At 70.1% G+C, this 16,858-nt stretch carries 14 protein-coding genes; 9 read left to right on the top strand and 5 right to left on the bottom strand.

Annotated elements, in window-relative coordinates; translation table 11 throughout:
• Positions 1-43 precede the first annotated feature (43 nt).
• Positions 44-739 carry a 2-C-methyl-D-erythritol 4-phosphate cytidylyltransferase gene (gene ispD / locus OG876_RS08140; RefSeq protein ID WP_328524171.1) on the top strand — a complete coding sequence of 232 codons (696 nt, stop codon included), beginning with the start codon at positions 44-46 and terminating at the stop codon, positions 737-739.
• Positions 736-1,206, top strand: coding sequence for a 2-C-methyl-D-erythritol 2,4-cyclodiphosphate synthase (ispF, locus tag OG876_RS08135; protein WP_442914111.1), 471 nt, complete (start codon positions 736-738; stop codon positions 1,204-1,206). Before ispD ends, ispF begins: the two co-directional genes overlap by 4 nt.
• Here ispF and OG876_RS08130 read toward each other — a convergent pair.
• Positions 1,200-2,183: a nitrilase family protein gene (locus tag OG876_RS08130; protein ID WP_328524170.1), complete on the bottom strand. Its 984-nt coding sequence runs from the start codon at positions 2,181-2,183 to the stop codon at positions 1,200-1,202. The two genes, ispF and OG876_RS08130, sit on opposite strands and share 7 nt — an antisense overlap.
• A gap of 70 nt (positions 2,184-2,253) precedes the next feature.
• On the opposite strand from OG876_RS08130, the gene OG876_RS08125 reads away from it, so the two are divergent.
• Positions 2,254-3,129, top strand: a complete 876-nt coding sequence (locus OG876_RS08125; protein WP_328524169.1) for a LysR family transcriptional regulator — start codon at positions 2,254-2,256, stop codon at positions 3,127-3,129.
• On the opposite strand, the gene OG876_RS08120 is transcribed toward OG876_RS08125, so the two are convergent.
• Both OG876_RS08120 and OG876_RS08115 read right to left on the bottom strand, forming a co-directional pair.
• A complete protein-coding gene (locus OG876_RS08120) occupies positions 3,126-4,490 on the bottom strand; it encodes a M1 family metallopeptidase (protein WP_328524168.1) in 1,365 nt (454 codons plus the stop codon). The genes OG876_RS08125 and OG876_RS08120 overlap by 4 nt on opposite strands.
• A complete protein-coding gene (locus OG876_RS08115) occupies positions 4,490-8,428 on the bottom strand; it encodes a Pls/PosA family non-ribosomal peptide synthetase (protein ID WP_328524167.1) in 3,939 nt (1,312 codons plus the stop codon). Before OG876_RS08115 ends, OG876_RS08120 begins: the two co-directional genes overlap by 1 nt.
• Before the next feature lie 529 nt (positions 8,429-8,957).
• On the opposite strand from OG876_RS08115, the gene OG876_RS08110 reads away from it, so the two are divergent.
• Genes OG876_RS08110 through OG876_RS08100 form a run of 3 tightly spaced genes read left to right on the top strand, consistent with a single transcriptional unit; the run spans position 8,958 to position 11,535 of the window.
• Positions 8,958-9,905, top strand: coding sequence for an ATP-binding cassette domain-containing protein (locus tag OG876_RS08110; RefSeq protein ID WP_328524166.1), 948 nt, complete (start codon positions 8,958-8,960; stop codon positions 9,903-9,905).
• Positions 9,902-10,645 (top strand): ABC transporter permease, encoded by a 744-nt coding sequence (locus OG876_RS08105; RefSeq protein WP_328524165.1) that lies wholly within the window; start codon positions 9,902-9,904, stop codon positions 10,643-10,645. The genes OG876_RS08110 and OG876_RS08105 overlap by 4 nt, the downstream gene beginning before the upstream one ends.
• A 53-nt stretch (positions 10,646-10,698) precedes the next feature.
• Entirely contained in the window at positions 10,699-11,535 is an 837-nt protein-coding gene (locus OG876_RS08100; RefSeq protein ID WP_328524164.1) for a DUF4097 family beta strand repeat-containing protein, read from the top strand.
• Between the two features lie 3 nt (positions 11,536-11,538).
• On the opposite strand, the gene OG876_RS08095 is transcribed toward OG876_RS08100, so the two are convergent.
• Both OG876_RS08095 and OG876_RS08090 read right to left on the bottom strand, forming a co-directional pair.
• Positions 11,539-14,691: a BTAD domain-containing putative transcriptional regulator gene (locus OG876_RS08095; protein WP_328524163.1), complete on the bottom strand. Its 3,153-nt coding sequence runs from the start codon at positions 14,689-14,691 to the stop codon at positions 11,539-11,541.
• Positions 14,692-14,712: 21 nt separating this feature from the next.
• Positions 14,713-15,396, bottom strand: a complete 684-nt coding sequence (locus OG876_RS08090) for a class I SAM-dependent methyltransferase (RefSeq protein WP_328524162.1) — start codon at positions 15,394-15,396, stop codon at positions 14,713-14,715.
• A gap of 240 nt (positions 15,397-15,636) precedes the next feature.
• Here OG876_RS08090 and OG876_RS08085 point away from each other — a divergent pair, with 240 nt between their 5' ends.
• Genes OG876_RS08085 through crcB form a run of 3 tightly spaced genes read left to right on the top strand, consistent with a single transcriptional unit; the run spans position 15,637 to position 16,852 of the window.
• A complete protein-coding gene (locus OG876_RS08085; RefSeq protein ID WP_328524161.1) occupies positions 15,637-16,125 on the top strand; it encodes a fluoride efflux transporter FluC in 489 nt (162 codons plus the stop codon).
• On the top strand, positions 16,122-16,487 hold the full coding sequence (locus tag OG876_RS08080) for a DUF190 domain-containing protein (RefSeq protein WP_328524160.1): 366 nt from the start codon (positions 16,122-16,124) through the stop codon (positions 16,485-16,487). The genes OG876_RS08085 and OG876_RS08080 overlap by 4 nt, the downstream gene beginning before the upstream one ends.
• Positions 16,484-16,852, top strand: a complete 369-nt coding sequence (crcB, locus tag OG876_RS08075; protein WP_328524159.1) for a fluoride efflux transporter CrcB — start codon at positions 16,484-16,486, stop codon at positions 16,850-16,852. The genes OG876_RS08080 and crcB overlap by 4 nt, the downstream gene beginning before the upstream one ends.
• Positions 16,853-16,858 lie beyond the last annotated feature (6 nt).

Genomic DNA, 16,858 nt, shown 5'->3' with positions numbered 1-16,858 from the left:
TCGAGTCGGAACACGTGATCCTGCCGTCCTGCCCGGAGTTCGCATGAGCACCGCGGCGATCATTCCGGCGGCCGGGCTCGGGTTGCGGCTCGGTGGTGAGACACCCAAAGCGTTTCGAGAGGTCGGTGGCGAATCGCTGCTGGTCCACGCGGTTCGTGGACTGAAGGCAGCGACCGCCGCCGGCCTCAGCTGTTTCGTGATCGCCGTCCCGCCGGGCACCGAAGAGGCCGTCGGCAAGGAACTCGAGCCGTACGCCGGTGACGCCCGGCTGCTCGTGGTCCCGGGCGGCGCCGAGCGGGCCGACTCGGTCCGGACGGCCCTCGACGTGGTCCCGGTCGACGGGATCGACTGCATCCTGGTGCACGACGCGGCGCGCGCCTTCGTCCCGGTCGATGTGATCGAGCGGGTCGTCGCGGCGGTCCGCGGTGGAGCCCAGGCCGTCGTACCGGTGGTGCCGGTGACCGACACGATCAAGCGGGTCGCGCCGACGGGTGAAGTGGTCGACACACCCGACCGGTCGTCGCTGGTCGCCGTACAGACGCCACAGGGGTTCGATCCCGCCGTACTGCGTCGTGCGCATGCCGCCGGCGTGGTCGGGGCGACCGACGACGCGATGCTGTGTGAGCGCCTCGGAGTCACCGTGATGACGGTCGAGGGGTCGCCGGACGCGTTCAAGGTGACGCGACCGCAGGACCTGCTGCTGGCCGAGGCGTTGCTGGCGGAGAGGCGGCTGGCGTGAAGGTCCCACGGGTCGGGAACGGCATCGATGTACACCCGCTGGAGGAAGGCCGCCCGATGTGGCTGGCCGGTTTGCACTGGCCGGATGAGACTTCCGGGCTTTCGGGGCACTCGGACGGGGATGCGGCAGCGCATGCGATCTGCACCGCGCTGCTGAGTGCGGCGCGGTTGGGTGACCTGGGATCGAACTTCGGCACGGCCGAGCCTGAGTGGGCCGGTGCCGCCGGAGTCGCGCTCCTGGCGGAGGCGGCTCGGCGGGTGCGGGCGGCAGGATTCGAGATCGGCAACGTCTCGGTCCAGATCGTCTGCAACCGGCCGCGGATCGGTGCCCGCCGGCAGGAGGCGGAGAAGGTGCTCAGCGCGGCCTGCGATGCCGAGGTGTCGGTCAGCGCCGCAACCACTGACGGCCTGGGGTTCACCGGCCGCGGCGAGGGCATCGCGGCGATCGCGACCGCCCTGATCTACTGACCCTCCGGTCCCGGCAGGCTGACAGGATCCGTCGAGAAGCGTGCGGCCCTCGGGTCCAGCTCGTCTCCCATGACCTGCGTGAGCAGGCCGTAGAGCTCCGGCCTGCGGCCGCGGAGCCAGCGGCGGCCGGTTGCCATCGGCACCAGGTCGAGGTCCAGGTCGGCGACCACCACGGCCTCGTCGGGCACCGGGGTCTCGGCGACGATCCGGCCGTACGGATCGAGGATCATCGCGTTCCCGGTGCGCAGCTCGTCGTCGTCCCGGCCGACGCCGTTGCTGAACAGGACGAACAGACCGTTGTCGTGAGCCCGCGCCGGCAGCCACCGCATCAGCCAGCCCCGCCCGCTCGGCCCGTCGAAGGCCACCCGGACAGCCTCCGGATCCTGCTCCCGGCGATCCCAGATCTCCTGCGGGATCGGCTTCATGCCGTGCGGGCTGCGGGAGTTCGTCCCGCCGGTCTGGTGCGGCGCGAGCAGGACGGTTGCGCCGAGCAACGTCGTGATCCGGACGTTCTCCACCAGGTTGTTGTCCCAGCAGATCAGCACCCCGGCCCGGAACCCCCACGGCGTGTCGAACACCGTGTACGACGACCCGCTCGCGATCGCCTCGTGCTCGAACGCGTGCATCTTCCGGTGAACGTGGACTTCGCCGGTCGGCAGGCAGACGGCGTACGAGTTGAAGAGCTTGCCATCGGCATCCTCGAGAAAGCCGGCACCGAGACCGGCGTCCAGTTCCTTCGCCAGGGCACGGATCCGGCTGATCAGCGGCCCGTCAGCCGGCTCGGCCAGTTCGTGCAGCCGCTCGGCGGTGTGCCGGCGCAGGTGCCAGTAACCGAGCAGACACAGCTCGGGGAACACGACCAGCCGGGCGCCGTCCGCGACCGCCTGCCGGGCCAGCCGCTCGACCGTGGCGAGATTGATCGCGGGCTGATCGGGAGTCGGTTCGAACTGGACGACGGCGGCGCGGAAGGCTGTCATACGACCATCGAAACGCCCGGGCATTGATGACGTCCAATAGCCGTTCGATACGATTCCATATCCTGGGGTTATGGATCTGCGCTTGCTCCGGGCGTTCGTCACCGTCGCCCGGCTGCGGAACTTCGGTGCCGCGGCCGAAGAGTTGTCGACCAGTCAGCCGGCACTGACCAAGCAGATCCAGGTGCTGGAGCGTCGGGTCGGTTCGGTGCTGTTCAGCCGGGGCCGGCATGGTGCCCGGCTGACCCCGGCCGGGGAGCTGCTGCTTCCTGACGCTCTGGAGTTGCTGGACCGATCCGAGGCGTTCGATCGGCGGGCCGCCCAGGTCGCGGCGGGGGCCGAGGGCTCCCTGGCGATCGGGTTCGGGTTGTCCGGGATCGAGCTCGCGCCGCACGCGGTCGCGCTGTTCCGCAGCCGCTGGCCCGGCGTCACGATCTCGCTCGAGGACATGTCGTCGGTGGTCCAGTGCGAGCGGCTGCTGGCCGGCAGTCTCCAGATCGGCTTCGTCCGGCTCCCCGTCCCGGCCGGCCTCGAACACCTTCGGTTACGACGAGACCGGCTCACCCTCGCGGTCCCGGCGAGCGCGGACGTCCCGCGCGATCTGGTCAGCTGGATCGACGCCCGCCCGCTGGTCCGCCTCACCCCGGCTCGTGGGCCCGGCCTGACCGCCCAGATCAACAGCCTGTACGCCGAACTCGGTTGCCACCCGCAAGTACTTCAGGAGGCCGGCGACCTGCAGACCGTCCTGGCCCTGACCGCGGCCGGTGCCGGGCCCGCCGTCGTACCGCAGACCGCCGAGCGGATCGCGCCGCCCGAGGTCCGCCTGATCCCGCTGCCCGGCCGCGCCGCCACCTGGTGGACCGGCGCCGCCTGGGCCACCAGAACGCCTCTCACCGAACGCTTCCTGAAGGCCGCCGCCGAGGTGGCCCGCACACCGGCAGACGGCTAGTGCAGCCGGGTCCGGGGTAGCGGCGGCAGATCGTAGGTGTCCAGCCAGGCGGCGAAGAGGTGGCGTAGGGCCTCCTCGTCGGGGCTGAAGGTGGAGGCGAGCGCGATGAATTCGGCGGTGGTCACCGAGCCGTGCCGGTAGGTCTTGGTCCAGGCACGGAGGAGATCGAAGAAGGCCACGTCGCCGAGGTGGCGGCGGAGAACGTGCAGGGTGATCGCACCGCGCTTGTAGAGGCGGTCGTCGAACATCAGCTCCGGGCCCGGATCCGACAGCATCAGGTCCCGTGGGAGGCCCCGCAGCCGCGCGTGAGCCTTGGCCGCCTGCTGCTCCGCCGTCAGGCCGCGCGACTCCTCAGACCACAACCACTCGGCGTAGCAGGCGAAACCTTCGTTCAGCCAGATATGCTGCCAGCTCGACGGGGTCAGGCTGTTGCCGAACCACTGGTGCGCGAGCTCGTGCGCGACCAGCCGCTCCGAGGTACGACGGCCGTCCACATGGTTGCTGCCGAACACCGAGATGCCCTGCGCCTCCAGCGGAATCTCGAGGTCGTCGTCCGTCACCACGACCGTGTACCCGCCGAACGGATACGGCCCGAACAACCGGCAGAACAGCTTCATCATGTCCTGCTGCCGGCCGAAGTCCGTCTTGAACTCGCGGATCTGGGCCCCCGGCAACACCGCCCGGGTCGGCACCGGCGACGCGGCCAGGTCGACCACCTCGTACCGGCCGATTTGGACGGTCGCCAGGTACGTCGCCATCGGCGCGGCCTGGTCGAAGACCCACGTGGTCCGGCTGGCCTTCACCCGCCTCGACACCAGCCGCCCGTTCGCCACCACCTGGTACGGCGAATCGGTGGTGACCGTGATCCGGTAGTGCGCCTTGTCGCCGGGGTGGTCGTTGCACGGGAACCAGGTGGCCGCGCCACTCGGCTGGCTGGCGACGATCACGCCCTCGGTGAGTTCCTCCCAGCCGAGCTCGCCCCACGGACTGTCCTCGGGCTTCGGGTTGCCGGCGTACTGGACCTCGACGGTGAACTCGGCGCCGTCCATGATCGCCGCGGCCGGGGTGACGTGCAGCTTGCCCTGGCGGTGCACATACCGCTGCGGCCGCCGGCCGTTCACCGACACCTTCGACACCCGGAGGCCGGTCAGGTCGAAGCTGACCCGGGAGAGTGCCTCGGTGGCGAAGGCGGTGATCGTCGCCTTGCCGCTCAGGCGGTTGCTGCTGACCCGGTAGTCCAGGTCCAGCTCGTACGACTCGACCTTGTAGCCGCCGTTGCCGTGGGTGGGCACGTACCGGTCGCCGGCCGTCGTCGCTCCCGGCTGCCCGTTGCCCAGCTGTCGTTTGAGCGGGCCAACCATCAGCCCTGCCAGGGAGCGATCGGGTTCCCAGCCCAGCGCGTCCCGGCCGGCACTCCTTCACCACGCATCACGAGAGACACCGGGCCGATGGTAGCTCCTGCCCCGACACTGGCGGCGGGCAGGACGATGCCATGGGGCCCGAGGGTTGCTCCTGGTCCGAAGGTGACTGTGCTCATGGAGAGAACACGATCATGAAAAAGGTGCGTCTGCAGCACGCAACCGCGATTCACCGCCGCACCGTCGCCGAGGGTGACCAGATCGGCCTCGGGTAACCAGTACGTCTCGCACCAGACACCCTTGCCGATCTTGGCCCCGAGAGACCGCAGCCACAGGTTGAGGACCGGCGTACCCGCGGCGGCGTTCGCGAACCAGGGCGCCGCGACCAGCTCGACGAAGCTGTCGACCACCTCGTTGCGCCAGACGAACGAGCTCCACAGCGGATACTCGACCGCGCGGGTCCGGCCGACGATCAGCCACTTGGCGACCGTCGCCATGCCGCCCGCGACCGCGCCCGCGGCCAGGATCACCGCACCGGACAGCAGCAGGGTCACCCACGGCCCGAGCCAGATGTCGAGCGCCTGCAGCGCGAACAGGACGCCGAGTGCGATCAGGACCGTGCACATCATCGGGACGAAGCGGCACAGCTCGACCAGCGCCCGGGCGACCTTGAGCTTGAACGGCGGGTTGAAGGTCCGGCTCTGGTCGCCCTCGACCGCCTGCCGCCGGAGCTTCACCGGTGGCGAACCGAGCCACGACGTACCGGCCTTGGACTTCTTCGGGGCCGCGGAGAGCACCGCGACCAGGCCGTTCTTGGGCACGGACCGGCCGGGCGCGGTCATGCCGGAGTTGCCGAGGAAGGCGCGCTTGCCGACCTTCGCGCCGGCCACGTGCAGCCAGCCGCCACCCAGCTCGTACGACGCGATCATCGTGTCGTCGGCCAGGAACGCGCCCTCGCCGACGGTCGTCATCTTCGGCAGCAGCAGGACCGTCGACGCCTCGACGTCGCGGCCGATCTTCGCGCCGAGGGCTCGCAGCCACCAGGGCGTGAGCAGGCTCGCGTACAGCGGGAACAGCAGGGTCCGCGCGGTGTCCAGCAGCCGCTCGGTCGCCCACACCTGCCAGCCGATCCGGCTGCGGACCGGGTAGTGACCGGGTTTGATGCCGATCCCGAGCAGGCGGACGCCGACCAGCGTCAGGACGGCGAGCGTCACGAACCCGACGAGGGTCATCAGCGGGATCGCGCCCAGCGCCTTGAGTGCGGCTGCCTGGAGCGTCTCGGTGCCTTTGATCGCGTTGCCGAGTACGACGAGTGCCGCGGCGGCCGCGGCCACCGGGATCAGCGACATCACGGCGGACTGAACGCCGTACGCGAGCACCCACCAGGGGGCACGATCGGGCCGGTGGTCCGGCCACGGGTGCCGGGCCCGGCCGACGCGGCTCGCGGGGGAGCCGGACCAGCGCTCGTTCGGGGGGACCTTGCCGGAGACGGCCGAGCCGGCCGCGATCTCGGCGTTCCGGCCGATCTCGGCGCCGGGCAGCAGCGTGCTCCGGGAACCGACCACGGCCTCCGCGCCGACAGTCACCGGGCCGACGTGCAGCCGGTCGCCGTCGATCCAGTAGCCGGCGAGGTCGACCTCGGGCTCGATCGACGCGCCGCGGCCCATCGTGAGCATGCCGGTCACCGGCGGCAGGGTGTGCAGGTCGACACCGCGGCCGACCTTCGCGCCGAGTGCGCGGGCGTAGTACGCGATCCAGGGGGCGCCGGCCAGGTTGGCCGCGCCGGCAGCGTCCGAGAGGTTCTCGGCGGCCCACAGCCGGACGTGCTCCGTGCCGCCGCGGGGGTAGGTGCCGGGTTTCAGGTTGCGGAGGAGGATGCGCGCGCCGACGACGGCGATGCCCATCCGGCCGGCGGGGGTGATCAGGAGTAGCCAGCCGACCAGGATCCACCACCACGAGACCGTCCTGGCCCAGGGCAGCGGGCCCGCCAGCTCGGCGAGCACGTTGTTCAGCGTGAACAGGTAGACCAGCCAGCGAACGCCGACCACAGTCTGCAGGACGAGCGTGAGCGCGGTCTGCAGGAGCTGCGTGCTCTTCGGCGTCGGCCGGATGTCCCGGATCTCGACCGGCACGTACGCCACTGGTTGGGACTCGTCGAGCCGGTCCGCGAGCGCGCCGAGGCGCGGGTACTCGTAGATGTCGCCGACGGTCACGTCCGGGTACCGCTCGCGCAGCACCGACACCAGCTGGGCGGCAGCCAGACTGCCGCCGCCGTGCAGGAAGAAGTCGTTGTCCGGGCCGGTGACGGTCGCGCCGAGGACCTTCGTCCACCGCTCGGCCAGCCAGCCCTCGGTCCCGCTGAGCTCGGCCGCCGGGCCGTCGCTGTCCATCCCGGGCAGCGGCCAGGGCAGCGCGTTGCGGTCGACCTTGCCGGACGTCCTGGTCGGCAGCGTGTCGACGACGGCCAGCAGGGGGACGAGCGCCGCGGGCAGTTCCTCGCGCAGTCTCGCGGTCGCCTTGGCCTGGTCGAACGCTGCCGGGTCTTCGGGTACGACGTACCCGACCAGCAACTGGTTACCGGCGGCGCTGTTGCGGACCGCGGCGGCGGCGCCGGAGATCTGGGGAAGGGCCTGGAGTGCGGCGTCGACCTCGCCCAGCTCGATCCGGCGGCCACCGAGCTTGACCTGCTCGTCGGCGCGGCCCTGGAACAGGAGGCCTTTGGGGTCGTTGCGGACCAGGTCGCCGCTGCGGTACGCGCGCTCCCAGCCCAGGCTCGGCATCGGGGCGAACTTCTCGGCGTCCTTGGCCGGGTCGAGGTACCGGGCCAGGCCGACACCGCCGATGATCAGCTCGCCGATCTCGTCCTCTTGCACTTCGTTGCCCGCAGCATCGACCACGGCCAGATCCCAGCCGTCCAAGGGGAGACCGATCCGGACCGGGCCCTCGCCGGTCAGCTGGGCGCCGCAGGCGACGACCGTGGCCTCGGTCGGTCCGTACGTGTTCCAGACCTCGCGGCCGTCGATCGCGAGCCGTTCGGCGAGCTCGGGCGGGCAGGCCTCGCCGCCGAAGATCAGCAGCCGGACCTGGTCGAGCGCGTCGGCCGGCCAGAGCGCCGCCAGCGTCGGCACGGTCGAGACGATAGTGATGCCTTGGGCAACCAACCACGGTCCGAGGTCCATACCGGTCCGGACCAGCGAGCGCGGCGCCGGCACCAGGCACGCACCATGCCGCCAGGCGAGCCACATCTCCTCACAGGACGCGTCGAACGCGACGGACAGGCCCGCGAGCACCCGGTCGTCCGCCCCGATCGGCTCCTGCTGGAGGAACAGCCGCGCCTCCGCATCCACGAACGCCGCGGCCGACCGGTGGGTGACGGCGACGCCTTTGGGTACGCCGGTCGAGCCCGAGGTGAAGATGATCCACGCGTCGTCGGTCGGCTCCGGACCGCCGTGGGCTCTGGGGGTGTCCGTCGTACCGGAGGAGTCCATCCGGGCGCTGTACGGGTAGTCGAAGTAGCCGTCGGCGTTGTCGTTGTCGTCGCTCGGGATCGGCGCGGCTTGCGGGCGGGTGAGGGTGAGCTCCAGGTCGTCGCCGACCGTAGCCGCGACATCGGCCTCGCCGAACACCAGCTCCGCCCGCTCGTCGGGGTCGTCGGCGTCCACCGGGACGTACGCCGCCCCGGCCTGCATGGTCCCGAGGATCGCGACGTACAGATCGTTGTGCCCCGACGAGATCCGCACCCCGACCCGGTCGCCCGGCCCGATCCCGGCCTCGGTGAGACGCGCGGCGAACTTGGACGTCTGGTTGAGCAGTTCGCGATAACTCAGACTGACATGGCCGTCGTCCAGCGCAGGCTCATCGGCGTACTTGCTCGCCGTCTCCTGCAACACATCCACCAGCGTCCGCGCGGGTGGCGCCAGGTCACCACGTCGCAACGTCACGGCCGGATCTTACGCCGCCCAGTTACCAGATAGATAACCCCAACCAAAGCCTTCGCACCACCAGCATCCATCCCGCGCGGCGTCTACGTTCGCTCCTTCGTCGCTCACTCGCGCCGCTCCCACCCGCCCTGCGGCACGCGGGCTCCTGCCGTCGCGCGCTTAGTGAAAGCCCAACGAAACCTGGTGATCTCGGGTAACCATCTGCCGGGCGACTGTGGGTGTTTGTTCCCGCGCGGCATCTACGTTCGCTCCTTCGTCACTCACTCGCACCGCTCCCACCCGCCCTCCGGCACGCGGGCTCCTGCCGTCGCGCGCTTAGTAAAAGCCCAACGAAGCCTGGTGATCTCGGCGTAAGCGACTGCCGGGTGACTGAGGTGTTGCTCCCGCGGTGACAGCCAGGCACTGAATCTCGCCTGGAGGCTCGGTTCAGGGGACCGTGGGTCGGCCTCGCTGACCGGCCCGCCCGCCGCGTCAGGTGGTGTCAGGGGCGTGTCAGGGTGGTGGCTGGTGGGGCGGCGAAGGTAGTCGCATGACTAGTTCAGCGATCGCGGCCTCGGGGCTGCGCAAGGCTTATAAGGACAAGGTCGTTCTCGACGGCATCGACCTGGAGGTCGCTGCGGGTACGGTCTTCTCCCTGCTCGGGCCGAACGGCGCGGGCAAGACGACGACGGTCAACGTGCTGACCACGTTGATGAAGGCCGACGGCGGCATAGTCCGTGTCGCCGGTCATGACGTGGCCACCGAGACCAAGGCCGTCCGCGCGGCGATCGGGGTCACCGGCCAGTTCGCGGCGGTGGACGAGCTGCTCACCGGCCAGGAGAACCTGCAGCTGATGGCGGATCTCAAGCGCATCGAATCCGCCGAGGGCAAGCGCATCGTCGCGGACTTGCTCGAGCGGTTCGACCTGACGGAGTCGGCGCAGAAGATGGTGGCGACGTACTCCGGCGGGATGCGCCGGAAGCTGGATCTGGCGATGACCCTGGTCGGCAAGCCCCGGATCATCTTCCTGGACGAGCCGACGACGGGTCTGGACCCGCGCAGCCGGCGGACGATGTGGGACATCATCCGCCAGCTGGTGGCCGAGGGCGTCACCATCTTCCTGACCACCCAGTACCTGGACGAGGCCGATCGGCTCGCGGACCGGATCGCGGTGCTCGACCAGGGCAAGCTGGTCGCCCAGGGCACGCCCGCCGAGCTCAAGCGCCTGATCGGCGGCAGCCATGTCCGGCTCCGGTTCGCCGGCGACGCCGAACTCGACGCCGCGCAGCAGGTCCTGACCGACTCGACGCGGGACGCCGAGGACGACCTGACCTTGCGGGTCCCCAGTGACGGCCGGGCGAAATCGGTCCGCGACCTGCTGGACCAGCTCGATGCCTACTCGATCGATGTCGAGGAGTTCTCGGTGCACACCCCGGACCTCGACGACGTCTTCCTCTCCCTGACCGGCCGTACCAACACGAAGGTGAACGCATCATGAGCAACTCGACGACCATGCTCGGTCGCAACTTCAAGCACACTGTGCGGAACCCGGTCGCGGTGTTCAACGCGATCCTGCTCCCCATCGTGCTCCTGCTGATGTTCGTCTTCGTGATCGGCGGCGCGTTCGACGTCGGTGAGAAGTACATCGACCACGCGACGCCGGGCATGATCATCCTGGCGATCTGCTACGGACTGAGCGCGACCGCGACGGCCGTGAACACCGACATGACCAAGGGGATCATCAACCGGTTCAAGGTGATGGACATCTCCCGCAGCGCCGTACTGGTCGCGCACGTCGCCGAGACCCTGCTCCGCAGCCTGATCGCCGTCGCGGCCATCATCGGTGTCGCGTTCGCGGTGGGATTCCGGCCGGACGCGAGTTTCGCCGAATGGCTCGGTGCGATCGGTCTGATCGTGCTGGTCTCGTTCGCGACCAGCTGGATCACGGTCGCGCTGGGACTGTTCGCCAGGACCCCGGAATCGGCGGGGATGGCCTGCGTACCGCTGATCATGCTGCCGTTCCTGAGCAGTGCGATCGTGCCGGCTGCAACGATGGGCGCCGGCGTACGGCAGTTCGCGGAGTACCAGCCCTTCACCCCGATCATCGAAACCCTGCGCGGTCTGCTGGCCGGTGAACCGGCCTCGACGAGCAGCGCGGTCCAGGCCATCGTCTGGTGCGTCGGGATCGCCGCGATCGGGTTCGTGTGGTCGCTCTCCACCTTCAAGAAGCGCGCCTGACCAATTCGGGCGGTCGAGCCCATCAACGAGATCGACGTACGAGGAGAGTTGTGATGCCTACATTCGTCACGCCAGGGCCCATCGCCGCCACCGTTCAGGTCGCCGGTGCTCGGGTGCGGGTCACCGCGACCGACCGGGCCGACACCGTCGTGCTGGTCGAACCCATCGACGCGGCGAGCCGGTCTGACGTCAAGGTGGCCGGCAAGACCAAGGTCGAGTTCGCCGACGGTCAGCTGTCGGTCAAGACGACCGCCGCCGGCAGCAAGAACGGTTCGGTCGCCATCACGATCGAGCTGCCCGCCGGGTCCAGCCTGGTCGCCTACTTGGCGTACTCGAGCGTCCGGGCCGACGGATCGTTCGGCGAATGCGAGCTGCACATGGCATCGGGCCGGGTCGAGCTGGATCGCATCGACGCCCTGCACGCGAACATCTCGGCCGGCGAGGTCGTGGTCGGCCACATCTCCGGGCGCGCCGACATCGAAGGCGCGGCGCCCGAGGTGCGGATCGGCGAGGTCGAGGGCGTCGTCGGGATCTCGAGCTCGGGCGGCCGGGCCTGGATCGGCCACGCCTCGGCCGCCCTCGATCTGAGCAGCGCGAGTGGTGGATTCGACATCGACCGCGCCGACGGCAGCATTACCGCCAAGACGGCCAGCGGCGCCATTCGGATCGGCCGGATGACGCACGGTCAGGCGAAACTGATGAACGGCTCCGGCAACATCGAGGTCGGCATCAGCGAGGGCGCCGCGGCCTCCGTCGACGTCGACAGTGAGCGGGGAGCGGTGCACAACTTCGTTTCATCGCAGGGCGACGCCGGCCCGTCCGACGACAAGGTCATGGTGCATGCCCGTACGCGGCACGGCGACATCATCATTCAGCGCGCGGCGAGCTGAGCCTCACGAAGCGAGCGTGGCCTCGACCAGCTCGGACCAGCTCGCCTCCGCACCCTCCTGCGTCACCTCGGCGAACCGTGCCTCGCCGAGGTGACGTCGTGCGTCCCGCTCGATCCTGGCCACATCCGGGCTGGAGCGATCCGGCAGTCCGCGGAGTCCGTCGCCGGCCGCGAGCAATCGCGCCGCCTGTTCGTACTGGTCGAGGCGAACCGCGAGATCCGCGATCCCGACTACTACCTGAGCGGTCAAGGGCGGGTGGCCCGCCTCGGCCGCCGCCTGCCAGGCGGCCACGCGGTGCGTACGAGCGTCCCCGAGATCGTCGGCCAGGTAGCCGAGCGTGTCTTCTATCCCGGCCCGGATGTTCGCCTGCTTCGCGTCGTCGCCCAGATAGCTGGTCGCGACGGCGAGTTGGCGGCGGGCCTCCTCGGCGTTGCCGCCCCAGCGAGCGAGCTCCGCCTTCGTCAACGCCAGGTCGACCAGTGCATACGTCCAGGTGACGCCTTCGGCGCACTTCTCCGCCTCGGCGATGGCGGCCGCGCTCGCCTCCTGATCGCCGTTCCGCCAGTACAGCAGCGCCTGCAGAGTCCGCAGCCGGATGACATCCTCGATCGCGCCGACCTCGGTGACGACGGTGATCGCCTGTTCGTAGTACTCGGAGGCACCGGCGAGTTCGCCACGCAGGGCCAGTTGGCCCGCCAGCTCTGAGAGGGCCAACGACATCCCGAACCGTTCGCCGAGCGTCCGGAACTCCGCGAGCGCCATCTCCATTTGGGCCTCCGCCTCCGGGCCGCTCTCGCCGAGCACGGTCCGCATCTTGCCGACCTGCCAGCGGGCCAGAGCGCGTACCCACGGGTCGACGCTGTCCAGCAACGACTCGAACGCCGGCACGACGGCAGCAGGGTCCTCCAGCAGGCGTTCCAGCGGGATCACCAGATCCAGCAGCGGGTTGTGGTGCTCGGATTGCTGACTGAATCGATACGCCTTGTGGATCCACTCCACGCCCTGCTGCTCGCCGCCCCGCCCCGAGGTCACGAAGAGCACCACCAGCGCGTACGTCATGGCCCGAACCTCATCGGTCACCTCGCCGGGAACCTCGGTGGCCGCGATCATCAGCTCGATGCCTTCGCCCCGGCGCCCGCTGAGCCACCAGTACCAGCCGGTGGCCGCCGCGAGCCGCATCGCCGCCGGTGCGTCGCCGGCCGCGATCGCCGCCCGCAGCGCGGCACTGATGTTGTCGTGTTCGGCCTCGAGCGTGGCGATCCAGTCCAGTTGCTCGGCGCGACGCAGATGTGGCTCCGCGGTCTCGGCGAACTCGGTGAAGTAGGAGAGATGCGCCTGCCGGGCCAGGTCCGATTCCCCGGCGTCCGCGAGCCGATCCGCGGCGTACTCCTTGATCGTGCCGAGCATCCGGTAGCGCGGGGCGCCGTCGCCGTCCGTGACCAGCAGCGATTTCTCGACCAGCGAGGTGAGCAGCTCCAGCACCTCGTACGGTTCGACGTCAGCGCCGACGCAGACCTGCTCGGCCGCCTCCAGGCTCGCCCCGCCCGAGAACACCGACAGCCGGCGCAGCACCATCCGCTCGGCATCGGTGAGCAGCTCCCAGCTCCAGTCGATCACCGCGCGCAGCGTCTTGTGGCGCGGCAACGCCGTACGGCTGCCGCTGGTCAGGAGACGGAACCGGTCGTCGAGCCGGTTGGCGAGCTGATCGATGGACATGGTGCGCAACCTGGCCGCGGCGAGTTCGATCGCCAGTGGCATGCCGTCCAGCGCCCGGCAGATGCGCGCCATAGTCGCCAACGTGTGCTCGTCGGCCGCGAGATCCCTGCGTACGGCGTCCGCGCGGTCCCGCAGCAGCCGGACGGCCGGAGAGGACGCGATCTCGCCGGCGCCGGCGTCGGTGGGCACGGGCAGCGGCTCGACCAGCCACAGCGCCTCGCCCGTGATGCCGAGCGGTTCCCGGCTCGTCGCCAGGATCCGCAGCAGTCGGCACTCTCCGAGGACTCGATCGGCGAACTGAGCCGCCGCCTCGATCACGTGCTCACAGTTGTCCAGGATCAGTAGCGCCTCCCGCTCGCGGATCGCGGCGATCAGCCCGTCCACCAGGTCGGTGCCCGGTCCCGAGCCGAGTAGCGCGTCCCGGAGCCCGAGCCCGGTGAGCGTCGCCTGCGCGACGTCACCGTCGGCGCCGATCGCGGCGAGCTCCACCAGCCAAACCCCGTCCGGCAGGTCGCCGAGCAGCGTACGCGCGGTCTCCGTGGCCAGCCTGGTCTTGCCCGAGCCGCCCGGCCCGACCAGCGTGGTCAGCCGATGCTCCGCGATCAGCTCGCGGACCACGGCGACGTCAGCGTCTCTCCCGACGAAACTCGTCAGCTCGGCCCGCACGTTGGTCTTCCGGTTCTCCTCCCGGCGTCCCAACTCGCCCCGCAGCAAGGCGACGTGCAAGGCCGACAACTCAGGCGAGGGGTCGACGCCCAGGGCGTCCGCGAGGGCCTCCCTCGTGCGCTCGTAGGCGAGCAGGGCCTCGGAATCGCGACCGGCCGCCACCAGGGCACGCATCAGCGCGGCCACCAGCGGTTCGCGCAGCGGGTGCGCGGCTACCGCGTCGGTCAGCTCCGCGACCACCTCCGCGCCATGACCGAGGCTGACCTCTGCTTCGAACCGATCCTCCATCGCGGTCAGGTGCAGCCCCTCGAGCCGCGTCACCGCCGACTCGAACGCTTCGCTGTCCTCCAACCCGACATCCTGCATCGCTGCGCCGCGCCACAAAGCGAGGGCCTCGCGCAACAGCCGGAGCCGCCCGGAACCCTCCTCCTGGCGAGCCTGAGCGAGGAGACGCTCGAACCGCAGGGCGTCGACAGCGTCGGCGCTCACCGTCAACCGGTAGCCGCCCGTCTGTCCCTCGATCACCCCTGGCAGCACCTTCCGCAGCCGGGAAGCCAAGCGTTGCAGGGCATTCGCGGCATCAGCGGGCGGACGCTCACCCCAGATCCAGTCGACCAGCGTCGCCTTCGACACGACGCGCCCCGGCTCGAGCGCCAGGGCGATCAACAGCGCGCGCAACCGAGCACCCGGCACGTCGGCCAAGCTGCCGTCGTCCGCGCGTACCTCAAATGACCCAAGGACCCCGATCTGCACCCGGAGATTCTCCCACGCCACCTGGGCCCACCCGACCCACGGTTAGCGCTTCTCGGCGCGTAGGGCCAGGATCCAGGGCACCGGGTCGGTGCGTGGCTCCACGGTCCGGGTGATCGTCAGGCCCGCCGCGGTGAACGAGTTGAGCAGGTCGGCGAGCGGCAGGTGTCGCATGCCGAGGCGGTGGCGGATACCGCCGTCGCCCCACCAGGGTGCGGGCGGATGCCAGCCGACGGTGCGGTACGTCGGGTGGACGACGCGCCCCCCATCGACGCGGCCTTCGGTGTGTGGACCGTTGAAGCACGGGTGGACCCCGTAGTACGCCAGCACTCCGCCCGGACGCAGTACGCGGGCGGCCTCACGAAGTACGGCGGCGAAGTCGTCGACGTCGGTGGAGAGCCACAGCGCGGCGACGGTGGAGAAGACTGCGTCGGCGAACGGCAGCGTGGCGGCGTCGGCCTGGACCAGCGCCTCGCCGCGGGCGGTACGTCGCCGGGCGAGGCGCAGTTGGTCGGCGGAGTACTCGAGCCCGATGACGGTGCGTCCCGTGGTGCGGAGGGCCAGGAGATTCTGTCCGGTCCCGCAGCCGAGGTCCAAACACAGTCCGTCTCCCGGGCCCAGCAACTCCAGCAATGGGCCACGGTTGTCGTCAGCCGCGGCGGCGTTGTGCTCGTCGTACCAGTCAGCGAGGCCGTCGTACCGCGCGCCCGCTTTCGGAACGGGTGACATGGCAAGGTCCTCCTTTCGCGGTGCGCCTTCGACGATCTCATCGTGGAGCTGAGCTCGCCCGGCTAGGCGGCCCTTGGGCGCGTGGGCGGGGCAGCGGTTAGGCTTGGTGGTGTACGACCGGCGGTGGGGCTCGCCGGCCCCGAACCGTCACCCGATCGCGGGATGGCCAACAGTCCCTACCTGTCCGACCCCGTGGCGCGCCTGCCGCGGGGTACTTGTCCAGGTAGGAGGCATCACCCGGTGCAGCAACGCGAGCAGACCGATCCGGCTCCGCAGGAACCCAGCGATCCCGACGTCGACCTGCATCTCGCCCGACCCACCCGGCATCTGGCGACCGACGCCGCCGTACTCGCGGTCATCGCCGTCGGCGGCGCGATCGGTGCGACCGCGCGCTACCTGATCGGCCTGGCCTGGCCGACTCCGGCGGGCGGCTTCCCTTGGGCCACGTTGGTGATCAATATCGCCGGCAGCGCGCTGATCGGTGTCCTGATGGTGCTGGTCACCGATGTGTGGGCCCGGCAACGGTACCTGCGCCCGTTCCTCGGCACCGGGATCCTGGGCGGCTTCACCACGTTCTCCACCTACACCCTCGACATCCAGCGCCTGATCGCCGACCGGCACCCCGGCACGGCGCTGATCTATCTCGCCAGTACTGCGGCCGCGGCGCTGATCGCGGTCTGGGCGACAGCCAGCGCGACGCGAAGCCTGATCCACCGGAGGCAGCGATGAGACTCACCGGCACTGCTCTTCGACTCACGATCATGATCGGCGAGTCCGACCGCTGGCACCACAAGCCCCTGTCGACCGAGATCGTGCACCGCGCCCACAAGGCCGGGCTGGCCGGCGCCACCGTGCTGCACGGCGTCGAAGGCTTCGGCGCGTCCAACCGCATCCACACCACGCGTCTGCTCAGCCTGTCCGAGGACCTGCCCGTGGTGATCGTCATCGTCGACACTCACGACCGCATCCACGCTTTCCTGCCCCAGTTGGACGAACTCGTCACCGAGGGCCTGGTGATCCTCGACGACTGTGAAGTCATCCGGTACGCCGGACGTGACACCGCCCCGGACTCCAAGGGGGAGTCGAGGTGAACCTGCTCCTGGTGATTGCCGGGGCCGTTGTCGGGGCGCCGCTGCGCTACCTCACCGACCGCGCGGTCCAGGCCCGCCACGACACCGTCTTCCCGTGGGGCACGTTCACCGTGAACATCGTCGGCTCGCTGATCCTCGGGGTGGTCGCCGGTACTGCGACGACGTCGAGCGTGCCGCATTCGGTGCAACTGCTGGTCGGCACCGGGTTCTGCGGTGCGCTGACCACCTACTCCACCTTCTCCTACGAGACATTGCGGCTGATCGAGCAGGACGCGAAGTTCTTCGCCGCCGCAAACGTTGCCGCCAGCATCATCGCCGGCCTCGGCGGCGCCTTCCTCGGCGCGGCTATCGGCCAGACGATGTGAGTCGCG

The sequence above is a fragment of the Kribbella sp. NBC_00359 genome, assembly GCF_036097425.1.
GTDB lineage: Bacteria > Actinomycetota > Actinomycetes > Propionibacteriales > Kribbellaceae > Kribbella.
The sequence above is the reverse complement of the archived record's forward strand: the minus strand, read 5'-3'. Positions and strand labels throughout refer to the sequence as shown.

Bases quoted from the DNA above. Each gene is read 5' to 3' on its own strand.
- ispD (WP_328524171.1), top strand. From the start codon at position 44: ATGAGCACCGCGGCGATCATTCCGGCGGCCGGGCTCGGGTTGCGGCTC.
- OG876_RS08110 (WP_328524166.1), top strand. From the start codon at position 8,958: ATGACTAGTTCAGCGATCGCGGCCTCGGGGCTGCGCAAGGCTTATAAG.
- OG876_RS08090 (WP_328524162.1), bottom strand. From the start codon at position 15,396: ATGTCACCCGTTCCGAAAGCGGGCGCGCGGTACGACGGCCTCGCTGAC.
- OG876_RS08130 (WP_328524170.1), bottom strand. From the start codon at position 2,183: ATGACAGCCTTCCGCGCCGCCGTCGTCCAGTTCGAACCGACTCCCGAT.
- OG876_RS08120 (WP_328524168.1), bottom strand. From the start codon at position 4,490: ATGGTTGGCCCGCTCAAACGACAGCTGGGCAACGGGCAGCCGGGAGCG.
- OG876_RS08100 (WP_328524164.1), top strand. From the start codon at position 10,699: ATGCCTACATTCGTCACGCCAGGGCCCATCGCCGCCACCGTTCAGGTC.
- OG876_RS08080 (WP_328524160.1), top strand. From the start codon at position 16,122: ATGAGACTCACCGGCACTGCTCTTCGACTCACGATCATGATCGGCGAG.
- OG876_RS08105 (WP_328524165.1), top strand. From the start codon at position 9,902: ATGAGCAACTCGACGACCATGCTCGGTCGCAACTTCAAGCACACTGTG.
- OG876_RS08125 (WP_328524169.1), top strand. From the start codon at position 2,254: ATGGATCTGCGCTTGCTCCGGGCGTTCGTCACCGTCGCCCGGCTGCGG.